Origin of the sequence: Sutcliffiella halmapala (assembly GCF_002019665.1) — a bacterium.
Lineage (GTDB): Bacteria > Bacillota > Bacilli > Bacillales > Bacillaceae_I > Sutcliffiella_A > Sutcliffiella_A halmapala.
In genome coordinates this window covers 1,215,601-1,236,415 of sequence record NZ_KV917375.1, presented here as the reverse complement: position 1 = coordinate 1,236,415, position 20,815 = coordinate 1,215,601, and the positions used below count along the sequence as shown (strand labels likewise).

18 protein-coding genes are annotated in these 20,815 nt (G+C 37.5%); 4 read left to right on the top strand and 14 right to left on the bottom strand.

Annotated elements, in window-relative coordinates:
- Positions 1–88: 88 nt before the first annotated feature.
- From BK580_RS05880 to dnaE, 9 genes are all read right to left on the bottom strand, one after another.
- Entirely contained in the window at positions 89–1,003 is a 915-nt protein-coding gene (locus BK580_RS05880) for a DUF1002 domain-containing protein (RefSeq protein WP_078379431.1), read from the bottom strand.
- A 146-nt stretch (positions 1,004–1,149) separates the two neighbouring features.
- Positions 1,150–1,545 carry an FxsA family protein gene (locus tag BK580_RS05875; protein WP_078379430.1) on the bottom strand — a complete coding sequence of 132 codons (396 nt, stop codon included), beginning with the start codon at positions 1,543–1,545 and terminating at the stop codon, positions 1,150–1,152.
- Positions 1,546–1,765: 220 nt separating this feature from the next.
- Positions 1,766–3,520, bottom strand: a complete 1,755-nt coding sequence (pyk, locus tag BK580_RS05870; protein ID WP_078379429.1) for a pyruvate kinase — start codon at positions 3,518–3,520, stop codon at positions 1,766–1,768.
- Between the two features lie 129 nt (positions 3,521–3,649).
- Positions 3,650–4,609, bottom strand: coding sequence for a 6-phosphofructokinase (gene pfkA, locus BK580_RS05865; protein WP_078379428.1), 960 nt, complete (start codon positions 4,607–4,609; stop codon positions 3,650–3,652).
- Between the two features lie 347 nt (positions 4,610–4,956).
- Positions 4,957–5,937 (bottom strand): acetyl-CoA carboxylase carboxyl transferase subunit alpha, encoded by a 981-nt coding sequence (gene accA / locus BK580_RS05860; protein ID WP_078379427.1) that lies wholly within the window; start codon positions 5,935–5,937, stop codon positions 4,957–4,959.
- A complete protein-coding gene (accD, locus tag BK580_RS05855; protein WP_078379426.1) occupies positions 5,931–6,794 on the bottom strand; it encodes an acetyl-CoA carboxylase, carboxyltransferase subunit beta in 864 nt (287 codons plus the stop codon). Before accD ends, accA begins: the two co-directional genes overlap by 7 nt.
- A 300-nt stretch (positions 6,795–7,094) precedes the next feature.
- The gene (locus BK580_RS05850) at positions 7,095–7,715 is read right to left on the bottom strand and encodes a FadR/GntR family transcriptional regulator (protein WP_078379425.1); all 621 of its coding nucleotides are present in this window, start codon (positions 7,713–7,715) and stop codon (positions 7,095–7,097) included.
- A gap of 3 nt (positions 7,716–7,718) precedes the next feature.
- Positions 7,719–8,957 (bottom strand): NADP-dependent malic enzyme, encoded by a 1,239-nt coding sequence (locus tag BK580_RS05845; protein WP_078379424.1) that lies wholly within the window; start codon positions 8,955–8,957, stop codon positions 7,719–7,721.
- A gap of 398 nt (positions 8,958–9,355) precedes the next feature.
- Entirely contained in the window at positions 9,356–12,700 is a 3,345-nt protein-coding gene (gene dnaE / locus BK580_RS05840) for a DNA polymerase III subunit alpha (RefSeq protein ID WP_078379423.1), read from the bottom strand.
- A gap of 151 nt (positions 12,701–12,851) precedes the next feature.
- Between dnaE and BK580_RS05835 the strand changes: the two genes are divergently transcribed.
- Both BK580_RS05835 and ytrI read left to right on the top strand, forming a co-directional pair.
- Positions 12,852–13,187: a sporulation membrane protein YtrH gene (locus BK580_RS05835; RefSeq protein ID WP_078379422.1), complete on the top strand. Its 336-nt coding sequence runs from the start codon at positions 12,852–12,854 to the stop codon at positions 13,185–13,187.
- Position 13,188: 1 nt separating this feature from the next.
- Positions 13,189–13,692, top strand: coding sequence for a sporulation membrane protein YtrI (ytrI, locus tag BK580_RS05830; protein WP_078379421.1), 504 nt, complete (start codon positions 13,189–13,191; stop codon positions 13,690–13,692).
- Positions 13,693–13,729: 37 nt separating this feature from the next.
- Here the strand turns inward: ytrI and BK580_RS05825 are convergent, their stop codons facing one another.
- Complete coding sequence (locus BK580_RS05825) at positions 13,730–14,680, bottom strand: DHH family phosphoesterase (protein ID WP_078379420.1); 951 nt, start codon at positions 14,678–14,680, stop codon at positions 13,730–13,732.
- A 229-nt stretch (positions 14,681–14,909) separates the two neighbouring features.
- Here BK580_RS05825 and BK580_RS05820 point away from each other — a divergent pair, with 229 nt between their 5' ends.
- On the top strand, positions 14,910–15,242 hold the full coding sequence (locus BK580_RS05820; protein WP_078379419.1) for a YtpI family protein: 333 nt from the start codon (positions 14,910–14,912) through the stop codon (positions 15,240–15,242).
- A 71-nt stretch (positions 15,243–15,313) separates the two neighbouring features.
- On the opposite strand, the gene BK580_RS05815 is transcribed toward BK580_RS05820, so the two are convergent.
- The 3 genes from BK580_RS05815 to BK580_RS05805 all read right to left on the bottom strand — a co-directional run bounded on the left by BK580_RS05815 (position 15,314) and on the right by BK580_RS05805 (position 17,707).
- Positions 15,314–16,621 (bottom strand): CBS domain-containing protein, encoded by a 1,308-nt coding sequence (locus tag BK580_RS05815; RefSeq protein WP_211279002.1) that lies wholly within the window; start codon positions 16,619–16,621, stop codon positions 15,314–15,316.
- Between the two features lie 72 nt (positions 16,622–16,693).
- Positions 16,694–16,933: a hypothetical protein gene (locus BK580_RS05810; RefSeq protein WP_078379417.1), complete on the bottom strand. Its 240-nt coding sequence runs from the start codon at positions 16,931–16,933 to the stop codon at positions 16,694–16,696.
- A 90-nt stretch (positions 16,934–17,023) separates the two neighbouring features.
- Positions 17,024–17,707 (bottom strand): metal-dependent hydrolase, encoded by a 684-nt coding sequence (locus BK580_RS05805; protein ID WP_078379416.1) that lies wholly within the window; start codon positions 17,705–17,707, stop codon positions 17,024–17,026.
- A 175-nt stretch (positions 17,708–17,882) separates the two neighbouring features.
- Between BK580_RS05805 and BK580_RS05800 the strand changes: the two genes are divergently transcribed.
- Positions 17,883–18,986 (top strand): M24 family metallopeptidase, encoded by a 1,104-nt coding sequence (locus BK580_RS05800; RefSeq protein ID WP_078379415.1) that lies wholly within the window; start codon positions 17,883–17,885, stop codon positions 18,984–18,986.
- A gap of 176 nt (positions 18,987–19,162) precedes the next feature.
- Here BK580_RS05800 and BK580_RS05795 read toward each other — a convergent pair whose 3' ends face one another.
- The gene (locus BK580_RS05795) at positions 19,163–20,812 is read right to left on the bottom strand and encodes a methyl-accepting chemotaxis protein (RefSeq protein WP_078379414.1); all 1,650 of its coding nucleotides are present in this window, start codon (positions 20,810–20,812) and stop codon (positions 19,163–19,165) included.
- Positions 20,813–20,815 lie beyond the last annotated feature (3 nt).

Here is a 20,815-nt window from a genome sequence, read left to right as displayed (position 1 = left end):
CGTTTTCTTATTTCACAAAAAAGGACGACTACTCCACCTATAACTTTGGAGTAGTCGTCCTTTTTGTACTTATGTCTAAAAACTTATTTTATTTAAACAAGTTTGCAATAGATTGAAATAGCTCTCTGAAGAAATCAGCAACACCTTGCCAGAAGCCTGTATCCCCGATAACATTCTCTATTTTATTTTTTATATCCTTTGAAATATCCTCTAATTGTTGCTTTACATTATCGAAATTAATGTTTAATCCACGCATTTTTTCAAACAAATCAATTAACAACTGGCGATCCTCTTGGCTTAATTCTATGTTAAGCTTTGCAAGTTGCTCTTCCACTATTCTTTCTACATCTTCTTTCGTTGCAGGGTTCTGTTCTGCAATTTGCTTCTTAATCTCCGTTAGTAGTTCACTAACCTTTTCTTGATCCATCCCTTCTTTTTCAGCAAGGTCTGTAGCAAGGCTCAACTCTTCATTAGCTACTTCCATACGTCCTTTATCAAGCACTTCTCCGCTCACTTCATACGCTTTGTAAATACCAACAAGTGCAGAATGACCACTAACCTTTACTGGAGATACCACGATTACTTCTGCATCTTCAATCCCAGCTGTTAAAAGGGCATTTGCATACATTTCATCAGTCACTTGTGTAATATTCTCAGGGGTTGCTCTATCAATTACTAAGCCCTTTCCTTTGTCTTTTCTCGTAATTTTTGCAGAGGAGAACATTCTAGCATTTCGGTCTTCCCCATCAATATACTTTACTAAATCTTCTCCAGTTACTATTATTTCTTCTACCATTTCAGGGTTTTTAACACCTAATAAGTCACGAACTTCTTGCTTTTGCGCATCAGTTAGAGTGCCGCCATACACAACAATTGGCAATCCAAACTTTTCATTGATACTGTCATCATCATCGTCACCATTTGCTGCATTGGCAACTCCAGTAATGCCTGCTCCTGTTAGTATCAAGGTAAAAACTAGTAAGAATTTAAGTAACATCTTCATTTTCATATCCCCCATATTTTATTAGCTATGTTAAACACCGCTGTTGATTTCCGCACAAGGCTTCGCTTATCCAGAGGGTGCTTGTGGAGCCATTTAATTCTATATAGATTAACAAAAAGGCAATGGATTTCCACTGCCCGGAATTTCTATCTTCTATTAATAACGATAAACTGCCCTCTGTTCATTCTATTACGAAGCGTACGGATTATTAGTGGCTTGATTAAGCTTCTCGTTACAGGTATTAACAGAATTATTCCCATTACATCCGTTATAAATCCAGGAGCAATTAGCAAAATCCCTCCGACTAATATACATAAACCATCAATAATAACCTCACCAGGCATTTGACCATTGTTTATTTTTTGTTGCGTGCTTCTTAATGCTTCTAATCCTTGGTGTTTCGCAAACCATACACCGAGTATTCCTGTTAAAATAATCAGTAAAATGGTTAACCCTGGTCCAATAATTTGTCCTGTTACTATTAACAACCAAATTTCAAGCACAGGAATAACGATAAAAAGTGCTAAAAGTATTTTAAACATATAGGTCATCCCCATTCTAAAAGAAAAAAACTTCCTTTTAATTATATCAAATTAATTGAAAGAACTCTAATTTTAACCTATATAGAAGGTTTTCAGCTCTGACAATTTTCATCAAAATCAATATCTAATCAAAGCTTAATAACGCGAATATAACAACCTTCACTCCTCAAAAAAACCCTCTCTAACAAAAGTTAGAAAGGGTTTCTGTCTATCTTAATTCTTATAGTACACTTGCATGGCCAGTGTAAATCGTTCCTCTAGAAGAATCCACTGTAATTTCTTGGCCATCTTGAAGAATGGATGTTGCTTCTTCTACCCCTACAATCACAGGGATCCCTAAGCTTAACCCAACAACTGCAGCATGGCTTGTTAATCCGCCCTCTTCTGTAATAAGTGCAGAAGCCTTTTCAAGAGCAGGCATCATATCCTTATCTGTTCCAATTGTTACGAAGATTGCACCATGTGTCATTTTGGATTGAGCTTCTTCTGCAGTTTTAGCTACAACTACTCTACCAAATGCCGATTTTCTGCCGATTCCTTGTCCACTTGCCAGTACGTCGCCTACTACATGGATCTTCATTAGATTAGTTGTACCTTTTTCACCGACTGGCACACCAGCTGTGATAACAATTAAATCACCATGAGAAACAATACCTGTATTAATCGATTCTTCCACTGCAACATCCAGCATTTCATCCGTAGATGTAGCTTGTCGCCCAATACGTGGGTAAACTCCCCAAACTAAAGCCAGTTTGCGTGAAACAGCTTCACATGAAGTTACTGCTACGATTGGTGCCTTCGGACGGTATTTCGAAATCATACGTGCAGTATGTCCACTCTCAGTTGGAGTTACAATTGCAGATACGTCTAAATTAATTGCTGTGTATGCAACAGACTGACCAATAGAATCTGTCACAGTTGTAGATGCTTGTTTACTATGATTGCTTAAAATAGTTCTGTAAGATAATGCTTGTTCTGCACGAGAAGCAATATTGTGCATTGTTTGCACAGCTTCCACCGGATAGCTACCTGCCGCAGTTTCACCTGAAAGCATGATTGCATCTGTTCCGTCAAAGATCGCATTAGCAACATCACTTGCTTCTGCACGTGTTGGACGTGGGTTACGTTGCATAGAGTCTAGCATTTGTGTTGCTGTAATAACCGGTTTTCCAGCAAGATTACATTTTTTAATTAAATCTTTTTGTACAAGTGGCACTTCTTCCGCTGGGATTTCTACGCCTAAGTCTCCACGAGCAACCATTAATCCATCCGAAACCTCTAGGATTTCATTAATATTGTCTACACCCTCTTGGTTTTCAATCTTAGGAATGATTTGAATGTCTCCAGCGTTATGTGCCTCTAGTAATTCGCGAATCTCCAGTACATCAGATGCGCGACGTACGAATGATGCCGCAATGAAGTCTACCCCTTGCTCAATACCGAAACGAATGTCATTCGCATCTTTTTCTGTAATTCCAGGAAGGTTTACTTTTACACCAGGTACGTTTACACCTTTTTTATTTTTCAATGTTCCGCTATTTAAAATTTTTGCTTTAATTTCATTATGTCCTAATTCCATTACCTCAAGACCAATTAAACCATCGTCTAAAAGAATTCTGGAACCAATCGTTACATCATCCATCAAGCCTGGATAGGAAATAGAGAACTTGTCCGTTGTTCCAATTACTTCCTCCATTGAAATTATTATTTCTTTACCTTGTTCTAGTTCAATCGCGCCATCTTGCATTGTGTGTGTTCTAATTTCTGGCCCTTTTGTATCAAGTAAAATCGCTACATTTTTACCAGTTCGTTCTGAAGCCTCACGAATATTGCGGATACGCGCACCGTGCTCTTCAAAGTCACCGTGTGAAAAGTTTAGTCTAGATACATTCATCCCTGCTTCAATAAGCTGTGTTAATTTTTCGACACTCTCACTAGCCGGTCCAATCGTACATACAATCTTGGTTTTTCTCATGTAATTTTTCCTCCTAATTATAATTGCGTTCTAGTTCCATCTAGCCTTATTATAAGCCAATTCAGCAAAATAGTAATATAAATGGAGACAGAACCTGGTTATGAAAACGATTCCAAAACGCTTACATTGTTAAATGGAAAGCTCTTTTGAAAGGTCGTACATTTTATGATCCAACGAGTGTTTCCTAGATAAAGCTTCAATAATGTCGTGGTCGACTAGTTCATTACTTTGGATTCCGACACATCTTCCACCTTTACCATTTAGTAAAAGCTCCACAGCTCTTGCTCCTAGTCTGCTCGCAAGTACTCGGTCAAATGCTGTTGGTGAGCCACCACGTTGAATATGCCCCAACACACTTACACGTGTTTCAAATTTTGTTTCTTCTTGTATTTTTTTACCAAACTCTACTCCGCTTCCAACACCTTCTGCTACTACAATAATACTATGTTTTTTACCACGATCAGAGCCGCGCTTTAACCTAGCAATAACCTCATTCATATCATCTTTTGCTTCTGGAATTAGAATCGTTTCTGCTCCACCGGCAAGACCTGCCCAAAGAGCGATGTCTCCTGCATGTCGACCCATAACTTCAATTACATATGTACGTTCATGAGAAGTTGCTGTATCACGAATCTTATCTATTGCATCAATAACTGTGTTTAAGGCTGTATCAAAACCAATCGTAAAATCTGTCCCAGGAATATCATTATCTATTGTACCTGGCACACCTATACATGGAAAACCGTGCTCTGTTAGTTTCTTCGCTCCTTGGTATGAGCCGTCTCCACCAATCACAACTAAAGCTTCAATCCCATGCTTTTTTAGTTGTTCAATTCCTTTTAACTGTCCTTCTATTGTTTTAAATTCTTCACATCTTGCAGAATATAACATCGTTCCCCCGCGATGAATAATATCTCCAACAGAACCTACTTCTAGTTCTTTAATGTCCCCATCAATTAATCCCGCATAACCACGATAAATTCCGTATACTTCCATGTTGTGAAAAATGGCTTTTCGTACAACTGCACGTACCGCTGCATTCATTCCTGGTGCATCTCCACCACTTGTTAGAACGCCAATTCGTTTCATCTGTTTCACCTCTTAGGCATTTTTACTTAATCTTTGCATCCAATCATATATTTTATTAGAAATTCACTTAGAATGCAAAGTTACTTTATTAAAAATTAACACGAAGGTTTGTCGAAAACAATAGAAAACGGTCGATTATTTGTTTCGAAACAAAGAATTTTTCTCTTTCTTTCTGATAAACCCACCATAAAAATCAAATAGAACAACCCAAAAATACCTAAAAAACTTTCAACAAACCCCTTAACACCCCACCACCGCGAGGGTCAGGTGCGAATCTTGATTGATTCCCTCGCTTAACACCATTCTATACAACAAAAAGAGGAAGAGTAGTGTACTCTCCCTGTAAATTATTGATTTACCTTTTGAGGTTGCTCAATAAAAGAAAATTCTCCAATTCGCTTATATTTAGCATATCGATGCTCAATAAGTTCTTCTGCTGTTAATGGCATTAGATCTTGGAGGGATTCTTTAATTATCTCACTTATTCCTCTTGCTTGAAAATCAACGTCTTTATGCGCTCCACCTTTTGCTTCTGAAATAATTTTATCAATAACACCTAATTCTTGAAGATCTGGCGCCGTTATTTTCATTGATTCTGCAGCTTTTTTTGCAAGAGATGCATCCTTCCATAAAATCGCAGCAGCTCCTTCAGGAGAAATTACAGAGTAGGTTGAGTTTTCTAGCATGTGCACATGATTCCCAACACCTAAAGCTAATGCTCCACCACTTCCTCCTTCTCCAATCACTATACAAATCACAGGTACTTTTAAACCAGCCATTTCAAAGAGATTTTTGGCAATCGCTTCACTTTGACCACGCTCTTCAGCTGCCTTCCCTGGGTAGGCTCCTTTAGTATCAATAAAGCAGATTATAGGTCTTCTGAATTTTTCAGCTTGATACATAAGACGTAAAGCCTTACGGTAACCTTCTGGATGAGGCATTCCAAAATTACGTCGGATATTTTCCTTCGTATCTTTTCCACGCTGATGACCAATGATGGTAACCGGAACGCCCTGAAACTTTCCAATACCGCCTACAATTGCCTCATCGTCACCATAATATCTGTCACCATGGCATTCTAAGAAGTTTGTGAAGACACGGTCGATATAATCTAATGTGGTTGGTCTTTCAGGGTGTCTAGCGATTTGTACACGATCCCAAGGGTTAAGGTTTCCATATATATCACTTTCTAGCTTTTCTAACCTTAACTCTAGCTTCTCTATCTCGCTTGATAGATCCATGTCACTGTTTTTGGTGAACTCTCGTAGCTCACCAATTTTTTTGCGTAATTCTACTACTGGTTTTTCAAACTCTAGTTCCCCTACCATTTATGCTCAACTCCTGCTTGGTGAATGTCTAATACATTCGATAAGGTTTCTTTTAACTCAAGACGAGAAATAACTGCATCTAATTGACCACATTTCAAGAGAAACTCTGCCGTTTGAAAATCTTCTGGAAGTTCCTCTCTAATCGTTTGTTCAATAATTCTTCTACCCGCAAACCCTATAAGTGCTTTAGGCTCTGCAAAGTTATAATCTCCTAGGGAAGCGAAACTTGCAGAAACCCCACCTGTAGTTGGATGGGTCATAACAGAAATAATTAAGCCACCATTTTCACTATGAAGTTTTAAGGCACTACTAGTTTTCGCCATTTGCATTAGGCTTAGCACACCTTCTTGCATCCTTGCACCACCAGAAGCCGTAAAGATTATAAACGGCACACCTTTTTCTTTAGCTTTCTCAATCGCTCTAGTTATTTTCTCTCCAACTACCGATCCCATACTACCCATTCGGAATGTAGAGTCCATCACTGCAATTACAAGTGGATAACTATTAAGTGTTCCCTCTCCAGTAACTACCGCTTCATTTATCCCGGTTTTCTTTCTGTCACCTTCTAATTTCTCGAGATAATTAGGAAATTGAAGAGGATTTTCAGAAATCATGTCGCTATCGTAAGCTACAAAGCTACCTTTATCCAATATGCTTTGTATTCTTTCCTTTGCGTTCATAGGGTGATGGTGTTTACAATGTAAGCAAACTTTAAGGTTTTTCATTAATTCTTTTGTATACATAATCTTTTTACAGCTAGGACACTTCGTCATGATGCCTTCTGGAACATCTTGATTCGCTAGTTCTGATGGAATAGATGCATATTTTTTCTTCTTGGTAAATAAATCCTTTAACAAAACAATAGAACCTCCCTTTTCTTAAGTAATCGGAAGACGTGTAACAATATCTCTCCATTTACTCCATCCTTATCGTAGGATGTTTAGAAGCCGAATTAATAGTATAAATAGTATGTGTTACTTTTTATGCATTCCCAAAATTCTTATCATCTACTTTTGGGATTTGGTCCTAATAATAGATTATAATTTAGGCAAGCAAGGCTATTAAAATTATAGTAATAAATAATTCCCTGTACTTACCAATAAACTTATATATATTAATGTAACGGAAAGTCCTTGATAGATGTTGTAGATTCTTGTCTATTTTTTATCGACAAATTCCGTGAAATGATTTTCATATAGAAATAAAGCCTCATCGATTTGTTGATTTTCTAAGGAATGCAAGAAAGTTTCATACTTATTACTCTCTATCATATTATCCTTTACAATAATAAGTGCATAACTATTGACAATAGTCCAAATTCGCAGCATCAAACTATTATCTACGAGAGTAATCATCGCCTTAAAAAAATCAGTTCGAGAAAATCCAGGTGACTCTATTATTTCTTTTAATAGGGAGAAGTCCTTTTCCTCTCTTTTTCTGAAGAAGAGTTGGATACAGGATTTTTCTATTTCACTTTTTGTTTCTAGTAAATCACTTTTCGTTTTATCTTGTTCTAATATAAACGTGCCGAGAAGTTCTACTAGATGATGCTCTTTGAAATCCTTAATAAACGTTCCTTCACCACGTTTTGTTTCAATTAATCCTAGAAGTTCAAGAGCTCGCAGTGCTTCACGAACGGAAGAGCGCCCGACATTTAATCGATCGGACAACTCACGTTCAGATGGGATTTTATCTCCACTTTTTAATCCGTCTGCCACAATAATGGCTCGGATTTTTTTAACGATTTCTAAATACATTTTTGTAGGGGTTACCGTCATAGACTATTCACTTTTTCCAATGGTTGCAGCTTGCCTAGTTTTTTCAGCTACTGCTTCCGGGTCAACTTGAATTCTTGCTACCCCAGTTTCCATTGCAGCTTTTGCAACTGCAGCCGCAACTGCAGGAGCTACTCGTGGATCAAATGGTGCAGGAATGACATAATCCGCACTTAGCTCTTCTGCTGATACAAGACTAGCAATGGCCTCTACAGCAGCTATTTTCATTTGTTCATTTATATGGGTTGCTCTTACATCTAATGCCCCTCTGAATATACCTGGGAACGCAAGGACATTGTTTACTTGGTTAGGAAAGTCAGAGCGACCAGTCCCAATAACACTAGCCCCCGCAAGCTTAGCTTCAGCAGGCATAATTTCTGGATTCGGGTTCGCCATCGCAAAAATGATAGACTTTTCATTCATGCTCTCGACTATCGCTTGGGTCAAAGCTCCTTCGACAGATACACCAATAAATACATCTGCGCCTTTCATTACATCTGCTAAAGTTCCCTCTATTTTACTGCGATTCGTATATTTCGCTACCTCTGCCTTCACACTATTCATTCCGTAAGGACGCCCCTCATAGATAGCACCTTTAGAATCACACATGGTAATATCTCGAACCCCATATCTGTATAAAAGCTTTATAATGGCAATTCCCGCGGCTCCAGCTCCGTTAGCTACCACTTTGATTTCACCAATATTTTTCCCAACTAATTTTAATGCATTTACTAGACCAGCTACTGTTACAATGGCAGTTCCGTGTTGGTCATCATGAAATATTGGGATATTCGTTTCTTTCTTTAGACGCTCTTCTATTACAAAACAGTTAGGAGCTGCAATATCTTCTAAATTCACTCCACCAAATGTTGGTTCTAACAACTTTACTGTTTCTACTATTTTATCTACATCTGTAGTATTTAAACAAATTGGGAATGCATCTACACCTGCAAAACTTTTAAATAAAACAGCTTTTCCTTCCATAACTGGCAATGCAGCCTCTGGGCCGATATTTCCAAGACCAAGCACAGCTGTCCCATCCGAAACAACCGCTACCATATTACCTTTCATGGTATAGTCGTATACTTTGCTTTTATCATCGTATATTGCTTTACAAGGCTCAGCTACGCCAGGTGAATACGCTAAGCTTAAGTCTCTCGCATTTCTGACCGGTACTTTTGATTTTGATTCCAATTTACCTTGATTTACTTTATGCATATGTAATGCTTCTTCTTTTAAAGACACGTTTAGGGTCCCCCTCGTTCGTTAAGTACAAGTGCCTCTAGAAACACTTGCGCTATATATTTTTCATAAGTTTACTATCTTTTGTTATTTGCTTTGTTAAACACCGCTGTTGATTTCCGCACTAGGCTTTGCTTTCCGTGGAGCGCTTGTGGAGCCTCCTCGGCTTCGCCTGCGGGGTCTCCACAAAACGCTACCTCCCGCAGGAGTCTTCGCCTCGTGCTCCAATCAACAGCTAGTGACCTAATAATCAACGCTGTACTTTAACTAAGCCTTGTTATTAAAAAAACTATCATATCTCTACAGCCTTATTTTACTAGGAGTAGGAGAAAAGCGGAAGTGTAAGAATAAGAAATGAAGGTGGTCTGACCACCTCCAAGTTAACTATAGCATAATATTATCTATTGTAAAGATTTTTTAAATACAACGTTTCCTTCACCGAGCACACCCATTAATTTAACAAGACATTCCTCTACCGGAGCTACATTGTACGTTTGTTGAAGTTTTATTGTTTTTTTATCTTTAATATAATGAACGTATACTTGAGAGGGTCCCTGATGTTCTTTTAACACTTGTTGTACCTGTTGTAAAACTTCACTATCCTGAAGATGTTCTTCAATTTGTAGATAGACATTTCCAATCAAGGAAGAGTAGTTTTCTTTAAGTTTCTCTGTCTCGATAATCTGTTTTATGATTACTTGTTCTTTTCCATCTCGCCGTTCCATATTTCCTTCTACTAGAAGGGTCTGTCCTGTTTGTAATATAGCTGAATAGCGGCTGTAGATATCAGGGAATGCAACAGCTTCTATATCTCCTGTTTGATCAGACAACGTAAGAAAAGCCATTAAGTCTCCTTTTTTCGTACGGATAACTCGTTCATTTGAGATAAAGCTACCGATCTTCACCTTTTTATATTCTCCTCCAAGGATATCCTGAATAAACAAGGACCCAGCTAATTGAAAATAGGCAGCATATGGTTCCGTCGGATGTTTGGATAAATAAAACCCGAGAGCTTCTTTTTCTAATTGAAGTTGTTCTGTTAATTGTAATGGTTCTGCTTGTACATACTTTGGTTTTAAATTAAACTCGTCTCCCACAAAAAAATCAATTTGGTTTTCCTCAGCTGGCATCATCAAATCGGCATGCTGTAAAGCCACATCAAGTGTTGCTAAAAGGACGGCTCTATCTTCGCCAAATTCATCTAAGGCTCCGGCAAATATGAGTGTTTCCATTGTTTTTCTGTTTAGTTTGGTGGATGCTCTATTACAAAAATCAAAAAGGTCCTGAAACGGTTTCTTTTTTCTTTCTTCTATTATGGCTTTGATTGCTTGAGCACCTAAGCCTTTTAAGGTTAGCAGACTAAAACGAATGCCTTCTCTTTCTACTTGAAAGTAATAACTGCTCTTATTAATAGAAGGTGGAAGGACCTGAATTCCTTTTCTCTTGGCTTCCGTTAAATATTGAGAAATTCTTTGTTCACTTCCTACAGCACCTGAAAGAAGCGTAGCCATAAAAATGGTAGGATAGTTTGCTTTTAAGTAGGCCAATTCATAGGAAATCATGCTATATGCAACGGCATGGCTCCTATTAAACCCGTAATCAGCAAAGCGGACAATAAGATCATAGACATGATTAGCTATTTGCTCACTATATCCCTTTTTCAAGCATCCACTTACAAAATGAGTGCGTTCCTCTGCTAACACTTCTTTCTTTTTCTTACTAACAGCTCTTCTAAGCAAATCCGCTTCTCCTAATGAAAAACCAGCCATGACTGCAGCAATTTGCATAATTTGCTCCTGATAAACAATTACTCCGTACGTATTTTGCAAGATAGGCTCGAGGACAGGGTGAGGGTAATCAACCTTTTTCTTTCCGTGTTTTCGTTCAATAAAAAGCGGAATTTGTTCCATTGGACCTGGTCGATATAACGCATTTACTGCCACGATATCTTCTAATGAATTTGGTTTAAGTCTTGTTAACACCTTCTTCATACCAGGAGATTCTAATTGAAAAATACCTGATGTATCCCCTTCACTTAATAAACGAAAGGTCGGTGCATCTATTTCTGGGATTTCTTCTGAGTTTTTATATTTCTTTTTTTCTTTTTTTAGCTGGAAGCGAATGTTTTGGATCATTGTTAAATTACGAAGACCAAGAAAATCCATTTTCAAAAGACCAAGCTCTTCTAATGTTTCCATCGGATATTGTGTTAAATAAACATCCTGTTGTCCTTCTTGAATTGGAATTAATTCTGTTAACGGTTTATGACTAATAACCACACCAGCTGCGTGTGTAGATGTATGCCGCGGTAGACCCTCTATCTTTTTCGCTGCTTCAAATGCGCGTTTTCGTTCTTCCGTTTCTTCAATTGCTCGTCTTAATTGCTCATTTTCTTTATACGCTTTAACTAATGTGATACCGGGCCTTGATGGAATCATTTTAGAGATCATATCAAGTTCTTTTCCAGATAAATGAAGTACTTTTCCTACATCTCGCCAAGCTGCTTTTGCTGCAAGTGTACCGAACGTGATAATTTGAGCAACATGTAATTGTCCGTATTTTTTTGCAACATAGTGAATGACGTCATCTCGTTTATTATCTTGAAAATCGATGTCTATATCAGGCATCGTTATTCGCTCTGGATTTAAGAACCTTTCAAATAATAGCTGATGTTTGATTGGATCTACATTTGTAATATAGAGACAATATGCAACGAGAGAACCCGCTGCCGAACCACGACCTGGTCCTGTTAAAATCCCTTCGTTTCTAGCAAAATACATAAAGTCCCACACAATGAGAAAATAATCACTGAACTTCATCCCTTTGATGACTGTTAATTCATAACTCAATCTTTGTTTATATTCTTCTGTTACATTTCCTAATCTTTCTTCAAGACCTTGCCAGCATATCTCTTCTAAGTATTCATCTGCTGAAAGTCCATCAGCAACAGGGTAGCTCGGCAAAGCGTTTTGATGAAAGTCCATTTCGACTTTACAACGCTCACCTATATGAAGCGTATTCTCTAACGCCTCTGGAATATCCTGAAACAACTCTACCATTTCCTTTGCTTCTCTTAAGTAATGGGGAGTATCTTTCGGATAAGACTCTAGTTTCGTTCCTTCTTTAATACAGCGTAAGCATTCATAGACAAAGGCATCCTCTTGAAGAAGATATTGAACTCTGCTAAGAGCTACTATTGGTAATGGAAGATTCTCACGGCACTTTTCGGATTGTTCATACGCTTCCTTTGTATTTCTATCTATTCCAAGATATACATGATTTTTCCCAAACATGTTCTCATATTGTTCCACGATTTCTTGTAATTCTGTAGCGTTTTCATGGATTGCAAGTTCAGACTCCGTTGCGGAAAGGATAGCAATTAATCCTTTTGCATAATGCTTTAACCATTTCTTAGGCACGCCTTGATTTGACTTTGTCTGGATAACACTAGAAAGCTTCATTAAATTAGTATAGCCTTGCTTATTTTCCGCTAACAGAACGACAGAATAATTGTTCTCCAATTCTTCTTCAGAAGGAAGGACGGTTAACTTAAGACCAATAATTGGTTTTATATTTGCTTTTTTACATTGCTTATAAAAATCAACCGCTCCATACATCACATTTTCATCTGTTAATGCAAGCGAAGTAAGTCCTAATTGCTTCGCTCGTTCTACAAGTTTCGAAAAACGAACAGAGCTATTGAGCAAACTATACGAACTCATTATATGTAGATGGACTACACTCATTAATCATCACCTTATTTCACACTATCCTATTTTTAAATTCATTATAAATTTTTCTTTTATGAAAAAACAATCTATTAAACTCAAGTGTAACACATCATACTTCTGACTCCCTGTCCATATATATGAACTATGGACAGAAAGGATGATGAATATGGATGTAAAGGATCCATTTATCGCAACACTAATATTTAGTTTTTTTATTGCAACAGGCGTAATCATAGGGGGAGCTATTATCGGCGGAATCGCTGCTTTTTTAGTAGGAGATCCACCGTTGAATCGAATATTCCGCTTAGCTAATAGTCTTAAAATATGGGCAATTGTAGCTGCAATAGGTGGAACCTTTGATACGTTTTATACTTTAGAAAAGGGGCTTTTTGACGGAGAAACAAAATTTCTAGTAAAGCAACTTTTGTTAATCATTTCTGCAACAGGTGGCGCACAAGCTGGGGCTTTAATTATTACTTGGTTGACACAAGAAGAGTTATAAAATGCGAGTACCTCCCTATCATCAAGAGCCTGGATGGCAAAGGTTTTTCGCAGGAGTTGTCCTTGGAGCAGTTATTGGATGGGTTATATTTATTCTTATTTACGGAGCCTTACAAGAAAAACAAGTTGGAAATTTGATTAAGTATAAGAAACAAGTGGAGCAACATGAAAAGACCATTCACATTTTAACAGAAGACAATGATAAGTTAAAAGAGGAAAGAGATAAACTCAAAATTGATGATATAAAAATTGATATTATCAATCACGACAAGTATATGCTTAACTCATTAAGTCGTTTTTCCATCATTGCTGATATTAAGGATGATTTAAGCCATCTCATATCTGAAGAAGTGGAAAGCATTGCTGAACATCAAGAATTACTTATAAAAACGATTGAGAATAAAGGCTATAAGTTGGATGAAAAGACATATTATTTTCGAGTATATTCTTTGGTCATCATAGATACCACGATTGAAATCGACTTAGTGATTGAAAAGTTGGAATAAAGGAGAGGCTGACTAAGATATCAGTCTCTCCTTTCATTTATTCTCCTTGCATATGTGCTCTACATACTTCTACTAAATCATGGAGCACTAATTCTGCATCTTCCCAATTGTATATGGATGCACCTGATGCCAGTGGGTGCCCTCCACCGTTATATTTTTTTGCAATTTGATTCACGATTGGTCCCTTAGAACGAAGCCTTACCCGAACTTGGTCCTTTTCTTCAATAAAGAAGACCCACGCCTTAATTCCTTCCAAATTGCCTAGCATCCCAACTAATTGAGACGCTTCAGAAGGTAGGGCATTATACCTTTGTAAAATTTCACGGGTAATTCTCATCGATGCTACACCTTCTTCATGAAGAGTAAAATTCTCCAAAACATACCCACTCAACTTTGCAATATGTAGCTTCATTCTATACAACTCATCATACAAATCTGTCATTGAAAAACCATAGCTTAACAGGTCTCCTGCGTAGTGAAAAGTCTTCGTGTTAGTGCTCTTAAATAGGAATCTACCTGTATCACCAATTATTCCTGCGAAAATGAGTCTAGCTGCTTCCTTTGACATTCTCCATCCTTGATTCTCACCGGCAAGGTACAACTCATAAATCATTTCACTTGTTGAGCTAGAATCTGTATCTACCCAGATTAAATCCCCATACTTATCATCATTGGGATGATGATCAATTTTAATTAACTTACTACCCAATTTATAACGTTCATCGCAAATTCGCTCCGCATTCGCTGTATCACAAACAATAACAAGAGCATCTTCATAACTAGAGTCAGGGATTTCATCTAACCTACTTAGAAATTGTAAGGATGGTTCTTCTTGCCCAACTCGATAGACCATCTTTTCCGGAAATGTTTCTTTTATTAATTCGGCCAATCCACATTGCGACCCGTAAGCATCTGGATCTGGGCGAACATGGCGATGTATAATAATCGTTTTATGTAATTGAATCTCATCTAATATTTGCTGCTTCATACTATCCCTCATTTATCTCATTCTTTTCTTCCATTTAATCATAGTTTTCATGTTTCTCAAAGAAAAAGGAAAGGTGCTTTAGGTAGAAAAGGTCACATTTCCTTGTTAATATTTCCCTCCAACTAGAGGAAAAGTAGAATTTTTGTCACGAACACGTTACAATATAAATGTTATTCTTTGTTACACTAATATTATCCTCATGTAAAGTAATAAATAAGGAGTGTTCCTAATGGCTATTTTTATATTCATGATTATCTTTTCATTAATCTTTTACATGTTATATAAAGTAAAATATTTTCGGACTCATCTACCTGTTGAGAAGAAATGGCTAAGTGCAAAATCGAGTATGGCACTTGGAAGCTTTGTGTTTTTCTTTGGTGTCAATACTGTTATTAATCCTCTATCTACTGTTGCTATTGTGGTAGGAATTGTCTTAATCTTAATAGGATTAGGAAGTTTTCTTGCTGGCTTGAAAGCATACCGCTATTATCTGCCCTACGCGATAAAAGAAGCTGAAGCAGTAAAAGAGCAAGAAATGAAGGAAAAGACGGTCACTAATTGAGGATGGGACAAAACTAAAAAACGAGTGGAAGCATCATTCTTAGCTCCTACTCGTTTCACTATTTACTGCATCTATTGAATTAACTGCACCATCATCATCGCCTTACCAACCACGTTTCCTTCATGGTACACCTCTACATCCACTTTCCCGAACTTCCGACCAACCTCTAGAATTTTGGGTTTTATCTCAATAGTACTATCTATTTGTACTGGCTTGATAAAATAGATTGTGATATTTTCTACGACCATATCGCCTTTTTTTAAGTTCCGTATAGCTCGCTTAGCAGCTTCTGTCACAATAGTCGTAAAAACACCATAGGAGATGGTTCCAACAGAGTTCGTCATCTGTGGCGTTACCTCACTCTGAAAGTGCTCCTCACCCTTTGTTTCCGTCATATCGACAAACTGATTGGTTACGATATCATCAAGTGTTTCCCCAACCTGTGGCTGCCTTTGAATCATCTGTAAGGCCTTAAGAACATCTTGACGACTAATAATTCCTAATAATCGATGGTTCGGATCAACAACAGGCAACATCTCAATGCCTTCCCAAACCATAATATGTGCGGCTGATGCGACAGATGTTTTCCCATTTACGGTAATGGGATTCTTCGTCATCACCTTTTCAATTGAAAGATTATTATCCTTCCCTAGAACATCCTTAGATGTGACCACACCTTGAACTTTGAGGTTTTTATCAATAATAGGGAAACGACTGTGCTTGATTTGCTCATTATACGCATACCAATCCTTAATCGTATCTTCTGTAGTTAAATAAGTAGTAGCTTCGATTGGCGTCAAAATATCCTCCACCAAAACTATTTCTTTTTTTATCAACTGATCATAGATGGCACGATTGATAAGCGTTGCCACAGTAAACGTATCATAACTACTTGAAATAATCGGCATTTTCATTTCATCTGCAAGCTTTTTCACATGATCATCCGTATCAAAGCCACCTGTAATTAGTACTGCCGCTCCAGCTTCGATTGCTAATTGATGGGCATTCGTACGGTTTCCGACGATTAAGAGATTTCCCGCTTCCGTGTAACGCATCATCGCTTCTAGCTTCATCGCACCGATAACAAATTTATTTAATGTTTTATGTAAGCCTTCTTTGCCTCCTAAAACTTGTCCATCCACAATATTAACGACCTCAGCAAAGGTTAGCTTTTCAATATTTTCTTTCTTTTTGCGTTCTATTCGAATGGTACCTACACGCTCAATTGTACTAACATAGCCTTTGTTTTCCGCATCCTTAATAGCCCTGTAAGCAGTCCCCTCACTTACTGTAAGCTCTTTCGCTATTTGCCGAACTGATATTTTTTCACCAATAGGTAGTTCTTCAATAAAATGGATAATCTGTTCATGCTTAGTCACACTCTTCACCCGTCCAAATAATTATTTATTCCTTTATTATACGGGGGAAAGGTGGGGGATTCAATGAGTTTACTAATATTGACGTAGCCTGACCCTTTTTTCTTGATCTAGCTTTACTTTACGAATCATTCGCTTTCTCTTTGGCAAGTACATGATAGCCGCAATATTTCCACCTACTGCCATTAAACATAGAACTAACCAGACAAGCGCAAACCATCCTGCAAGTCCATCTTCAAACATCGGAAGCCTTGGTACCGCTATATATAACAAAGCACCAATACAAAGTAAACACAATAAGATTCTATTTTTCATCAAAAGTCCCTCCAAATTTAATAATAGCTTGTTTCATTTATATTCGGGAGGACAAAAAAAAGAAGCAAATTTCTGCTCCTTTTTCTTACTTTATAGCTTTATCGAATCCCCAGGCTTCATAACTAATCCTACTTTTTTGGGTAGCCTTTCAACAAATTCTTCTGGATTTTGTTCAATCATAGGGAAGGTATTGTAATGGATTGGCACTACTCTATCTGCTTTTAGCCATTTGGCAGCAATTAATGCATCGTCTGGTCCCATTGTAAAATTATCACCAATTGGTAAGAAGGCTAGGTCAATATCATTTAATTCTCCTACTAGTTTCATATCAGAAAACAGCGCCGTATCTCCTGCATGGTAGATTGTCTTATCACCAATTGTTAACAATATACCACTCGGCATTCCTGTGTATGTAATCGTTTTTTTCTCTTCATCTACATAGCTAGATCCATGGAATGCCTGTGTTAATTTTACAGTACCAAAATCAAAAGTATTAGATCCACCAATGCTCATAGGATGAACCTTTACACCTTGCCAGCCTAAAAAGGTTGCAAGCTCAAATGGCGCAACTACTAATGCATCATTTTTCAGAGCTAGATCAACCGTATCACCAACATGATCATTATGACCATGAGTTAGCAAAATAATATCTACTTTTACATCTTCTGCTTTTAAATCAGTACTCCCATTACCCGTAATGAATGGATCAAACAGGATCGTTTTACCCTTTGCTTCTACTTTTACAACAGAGTGTCCATGAAATGAAACTTTCACCGCTATCCTCTCCTATCAATAGTTTTCTCCCATTAGTTTCTCTTTATATAGAAAAATTCCTGCTTTTAATATTTTACAGGAGTATCATTCCCTGATAATCTAAATGTAAACACATAAGAATACATAAGCTTTCATAGCACAAAAATCAAAAAAAATTATTCAGGATGTGAATACAATGAAAGAATCTCGATTAACTCAACTAGTAGATTGGTTGAAACAAGAAAATATTTCTGCATGTCTATTAACATCAACTCCTAACGTATTTTACATTAGTGGCTTTTACACAGATCCTCACGAACGCTTATTAGGATTACTCGCTTTCCCTGACACAGAACCCGCTATCATTTGTCCAAATATGGAAATTGAACAAGTCAAAAAAACAGGATGGGCTTATGGCATTATTGGATATAGCGACACAGAGGATCCATGGGAAAAAATTAAAAAATATGTGACCAATCAAAATTTAACAATCGAAAAAATCGCGATTGAACAAGAGCATATGATTGTATCCCGTCTACATAAACTGCAGTCAACATTCCCTCAAGCTCAGCTAACTAGTGCAGAATTGAAAATGTATGACTTGCGCTTAAAAAAGGATGCGGATGAAATCTCCATTTTACGCGAAGCAGCAAAACTTGCCGACTTCGGAGTAGAGGTTGGCGTCCATAACATAAAAAAAGGACGTACAGAACAAGAACTAGTAGCAATCATTGAATACGAACTGAAGAAAAAAGGAATCAGCCAAATGTCCTTCTCCACAATGGCACTTACAGGAGAAAAGACAGCCTCTCCACATGGTAAGCCTGGATTAGACACGATTCAACACGGAGATCTTGTCCTATTCGACCTAGGAGTAGTCCTTGATGGATATTGTTCTGATATCACTAGAACCGTAGCCTTTGGTGATGTCAATGATCAACAACAGGAAATCTATGAAACCGTTTTAAAAGCGCAACTAGCAGCTATAGGTATCTGCAAACCAGGAGTAGAAATCGGGCTTATCGATAAAACTGCACGTTCCATTATTACAGAAAGCGGCTTTGGCGATTACTTCACCCATCGTATCGGACACGGACTAGGTATCGAAGTACATGAATACCCATCTATGAACGAAACCAACACAATGCTTCTTCAATCTGGAATGGTCTTCACCATCGAACCTGGTATCTACAAACCAACGGTCGGTGGAGTGAGAATCGAAGACGACATCCTAGTAACCGAAAGCGGCATAGAATTACTAACAAGCTACCCAAAAGATCTACACATCATAAAGGCTTAATAAAACCTAAACCGGCCCCTTTCCTAATAAAAAGAAAGGGGCCATCATAATTCCCAATAAAACTATTAACTAAAAACCCAAAAACCAACCTACACCAAAATCCTAAAAGAACACACCCTCCTACCACACAAAAAAGGGCAAGCACACAAAGCGCTCACCCTCCTACCTATTCAACATCAAACCCTAAATCTAGAAATCGCATTCTGCAAACTACCAGTAAGCGCTCTTAACTCCACAACCTTCTCATTTAACGTTTCAAACGCATGAACTTGCTCAGTAGTTGCAGCACTTATTTCTTCACTTCCAGCTGCCGTTTCCTCTACTACTGCGCTAATATTATCTACATTTGAAAGAACCTGTTCACCTAGCTGTTTCGACTTCGAAACTCCCGTTACCAAGTTAGAAATCTGGGAATCCATTTGCTCCATACTATCATTTATAACAGTGAAGGCATTAGAAACAATAACCATTGTCTCCTTTTGCTCAATTGCCATTTTTACTCCATGATCAACAGAATGAATAACTTCTTCTAGGCCTGTTTTTAATTCTCCAATAACAGCAAATACTTCCATCATTAAACTTTTCGATTCATCTGCTAACTTTCTTACTTCTGATGCCACTACAGCAAACCCTTTGCCTGCTTCTCCTGCCCTTGCTGCTTCAATTGCGGCATTTAATGCTAGTAAATTAGTATGTTCAGCAATAGATGATACAGCAATTGCTACATTTTCAATTTTTTCAGCATGGGTTTGGAAATGTTTTGTTGCAACTTCTATAGAATGCGTTGCATCTTGGGATTCTGCCACTATTTTTTGTTGAGAAACTAAAGTCTCTAACCCTGTTTTCACCGCATCCTTTGCCTTGTATGCTAACTCTTCACTCTGTTTAGTGATAACAACATTAGATGAAAATTGTTCATCCATATCCGCAATCATATGAACAGAATCTTGCAGTTCGCTTGATATCGATTGGGAACCAGCAGATAATTCATCAGTAGATACAGCAATTTGCTTAGTTATTTCGCTTAATGTCGTATTTTCTGTTTCTACTAAAGTTGCAAAACTATTTACTTGATTACTCGCAACCTGTACCTCTTTAATTAATAAATGCAGTTGTTCCGTCATTTGTTGAAAGGATCCATTCAGCTGACCTAGTTCATCGTTTTTGTGATAAATAAAAGGCTCCACCTGTAAATTCCCATCAGCTATTTCTTTTGCCTGCTCGGTCATCCGATCTAGAGGATTCGTTATACTATAAGTAAGCTTTAATGCAGAAGCAACGGAAATTAGGATTAAAATAATTGCACCTATTATTGCGGACCAAACTATAGACTTCACTTGATTCTCTAGATTCGTTTGCATTTGGTTATAATACTCGGTTACATATAGATTTAACATATAAATATCATTCGCTATTCCATCAACTCGAATAGACTGACGTTTTAACTCTGCGCTATTATTCGCATTGATCGCAGTTACAGTATTATTATTCAGTAATTCTAGCTTGAAAGCAGCCTTTTCTAAGTATGCTTTACTTTCTTGATCAAAGAGTATTGCTTCTAAATCCTTAAACCAGTTCAACGTGTTGTCTCTTGTAACTTTCACTTCATGCTTACTCGCATCATTCATTAAGATAGATGCATTATTCAAGCTTTGCTTTAGTGTGAGAGTACTTGATTCCAGTTTTTGAACATTCACTAGGGCTTGAACTACGTCACGATTACTTGTTTGCATGGCAATCATCTGAAAAATGATGTAAGCAACCATAATCAAAGCAACGAATAAAACCGCAATAGAGTTAAGTAGTAGTCTTCTCTTAATTGTCATATG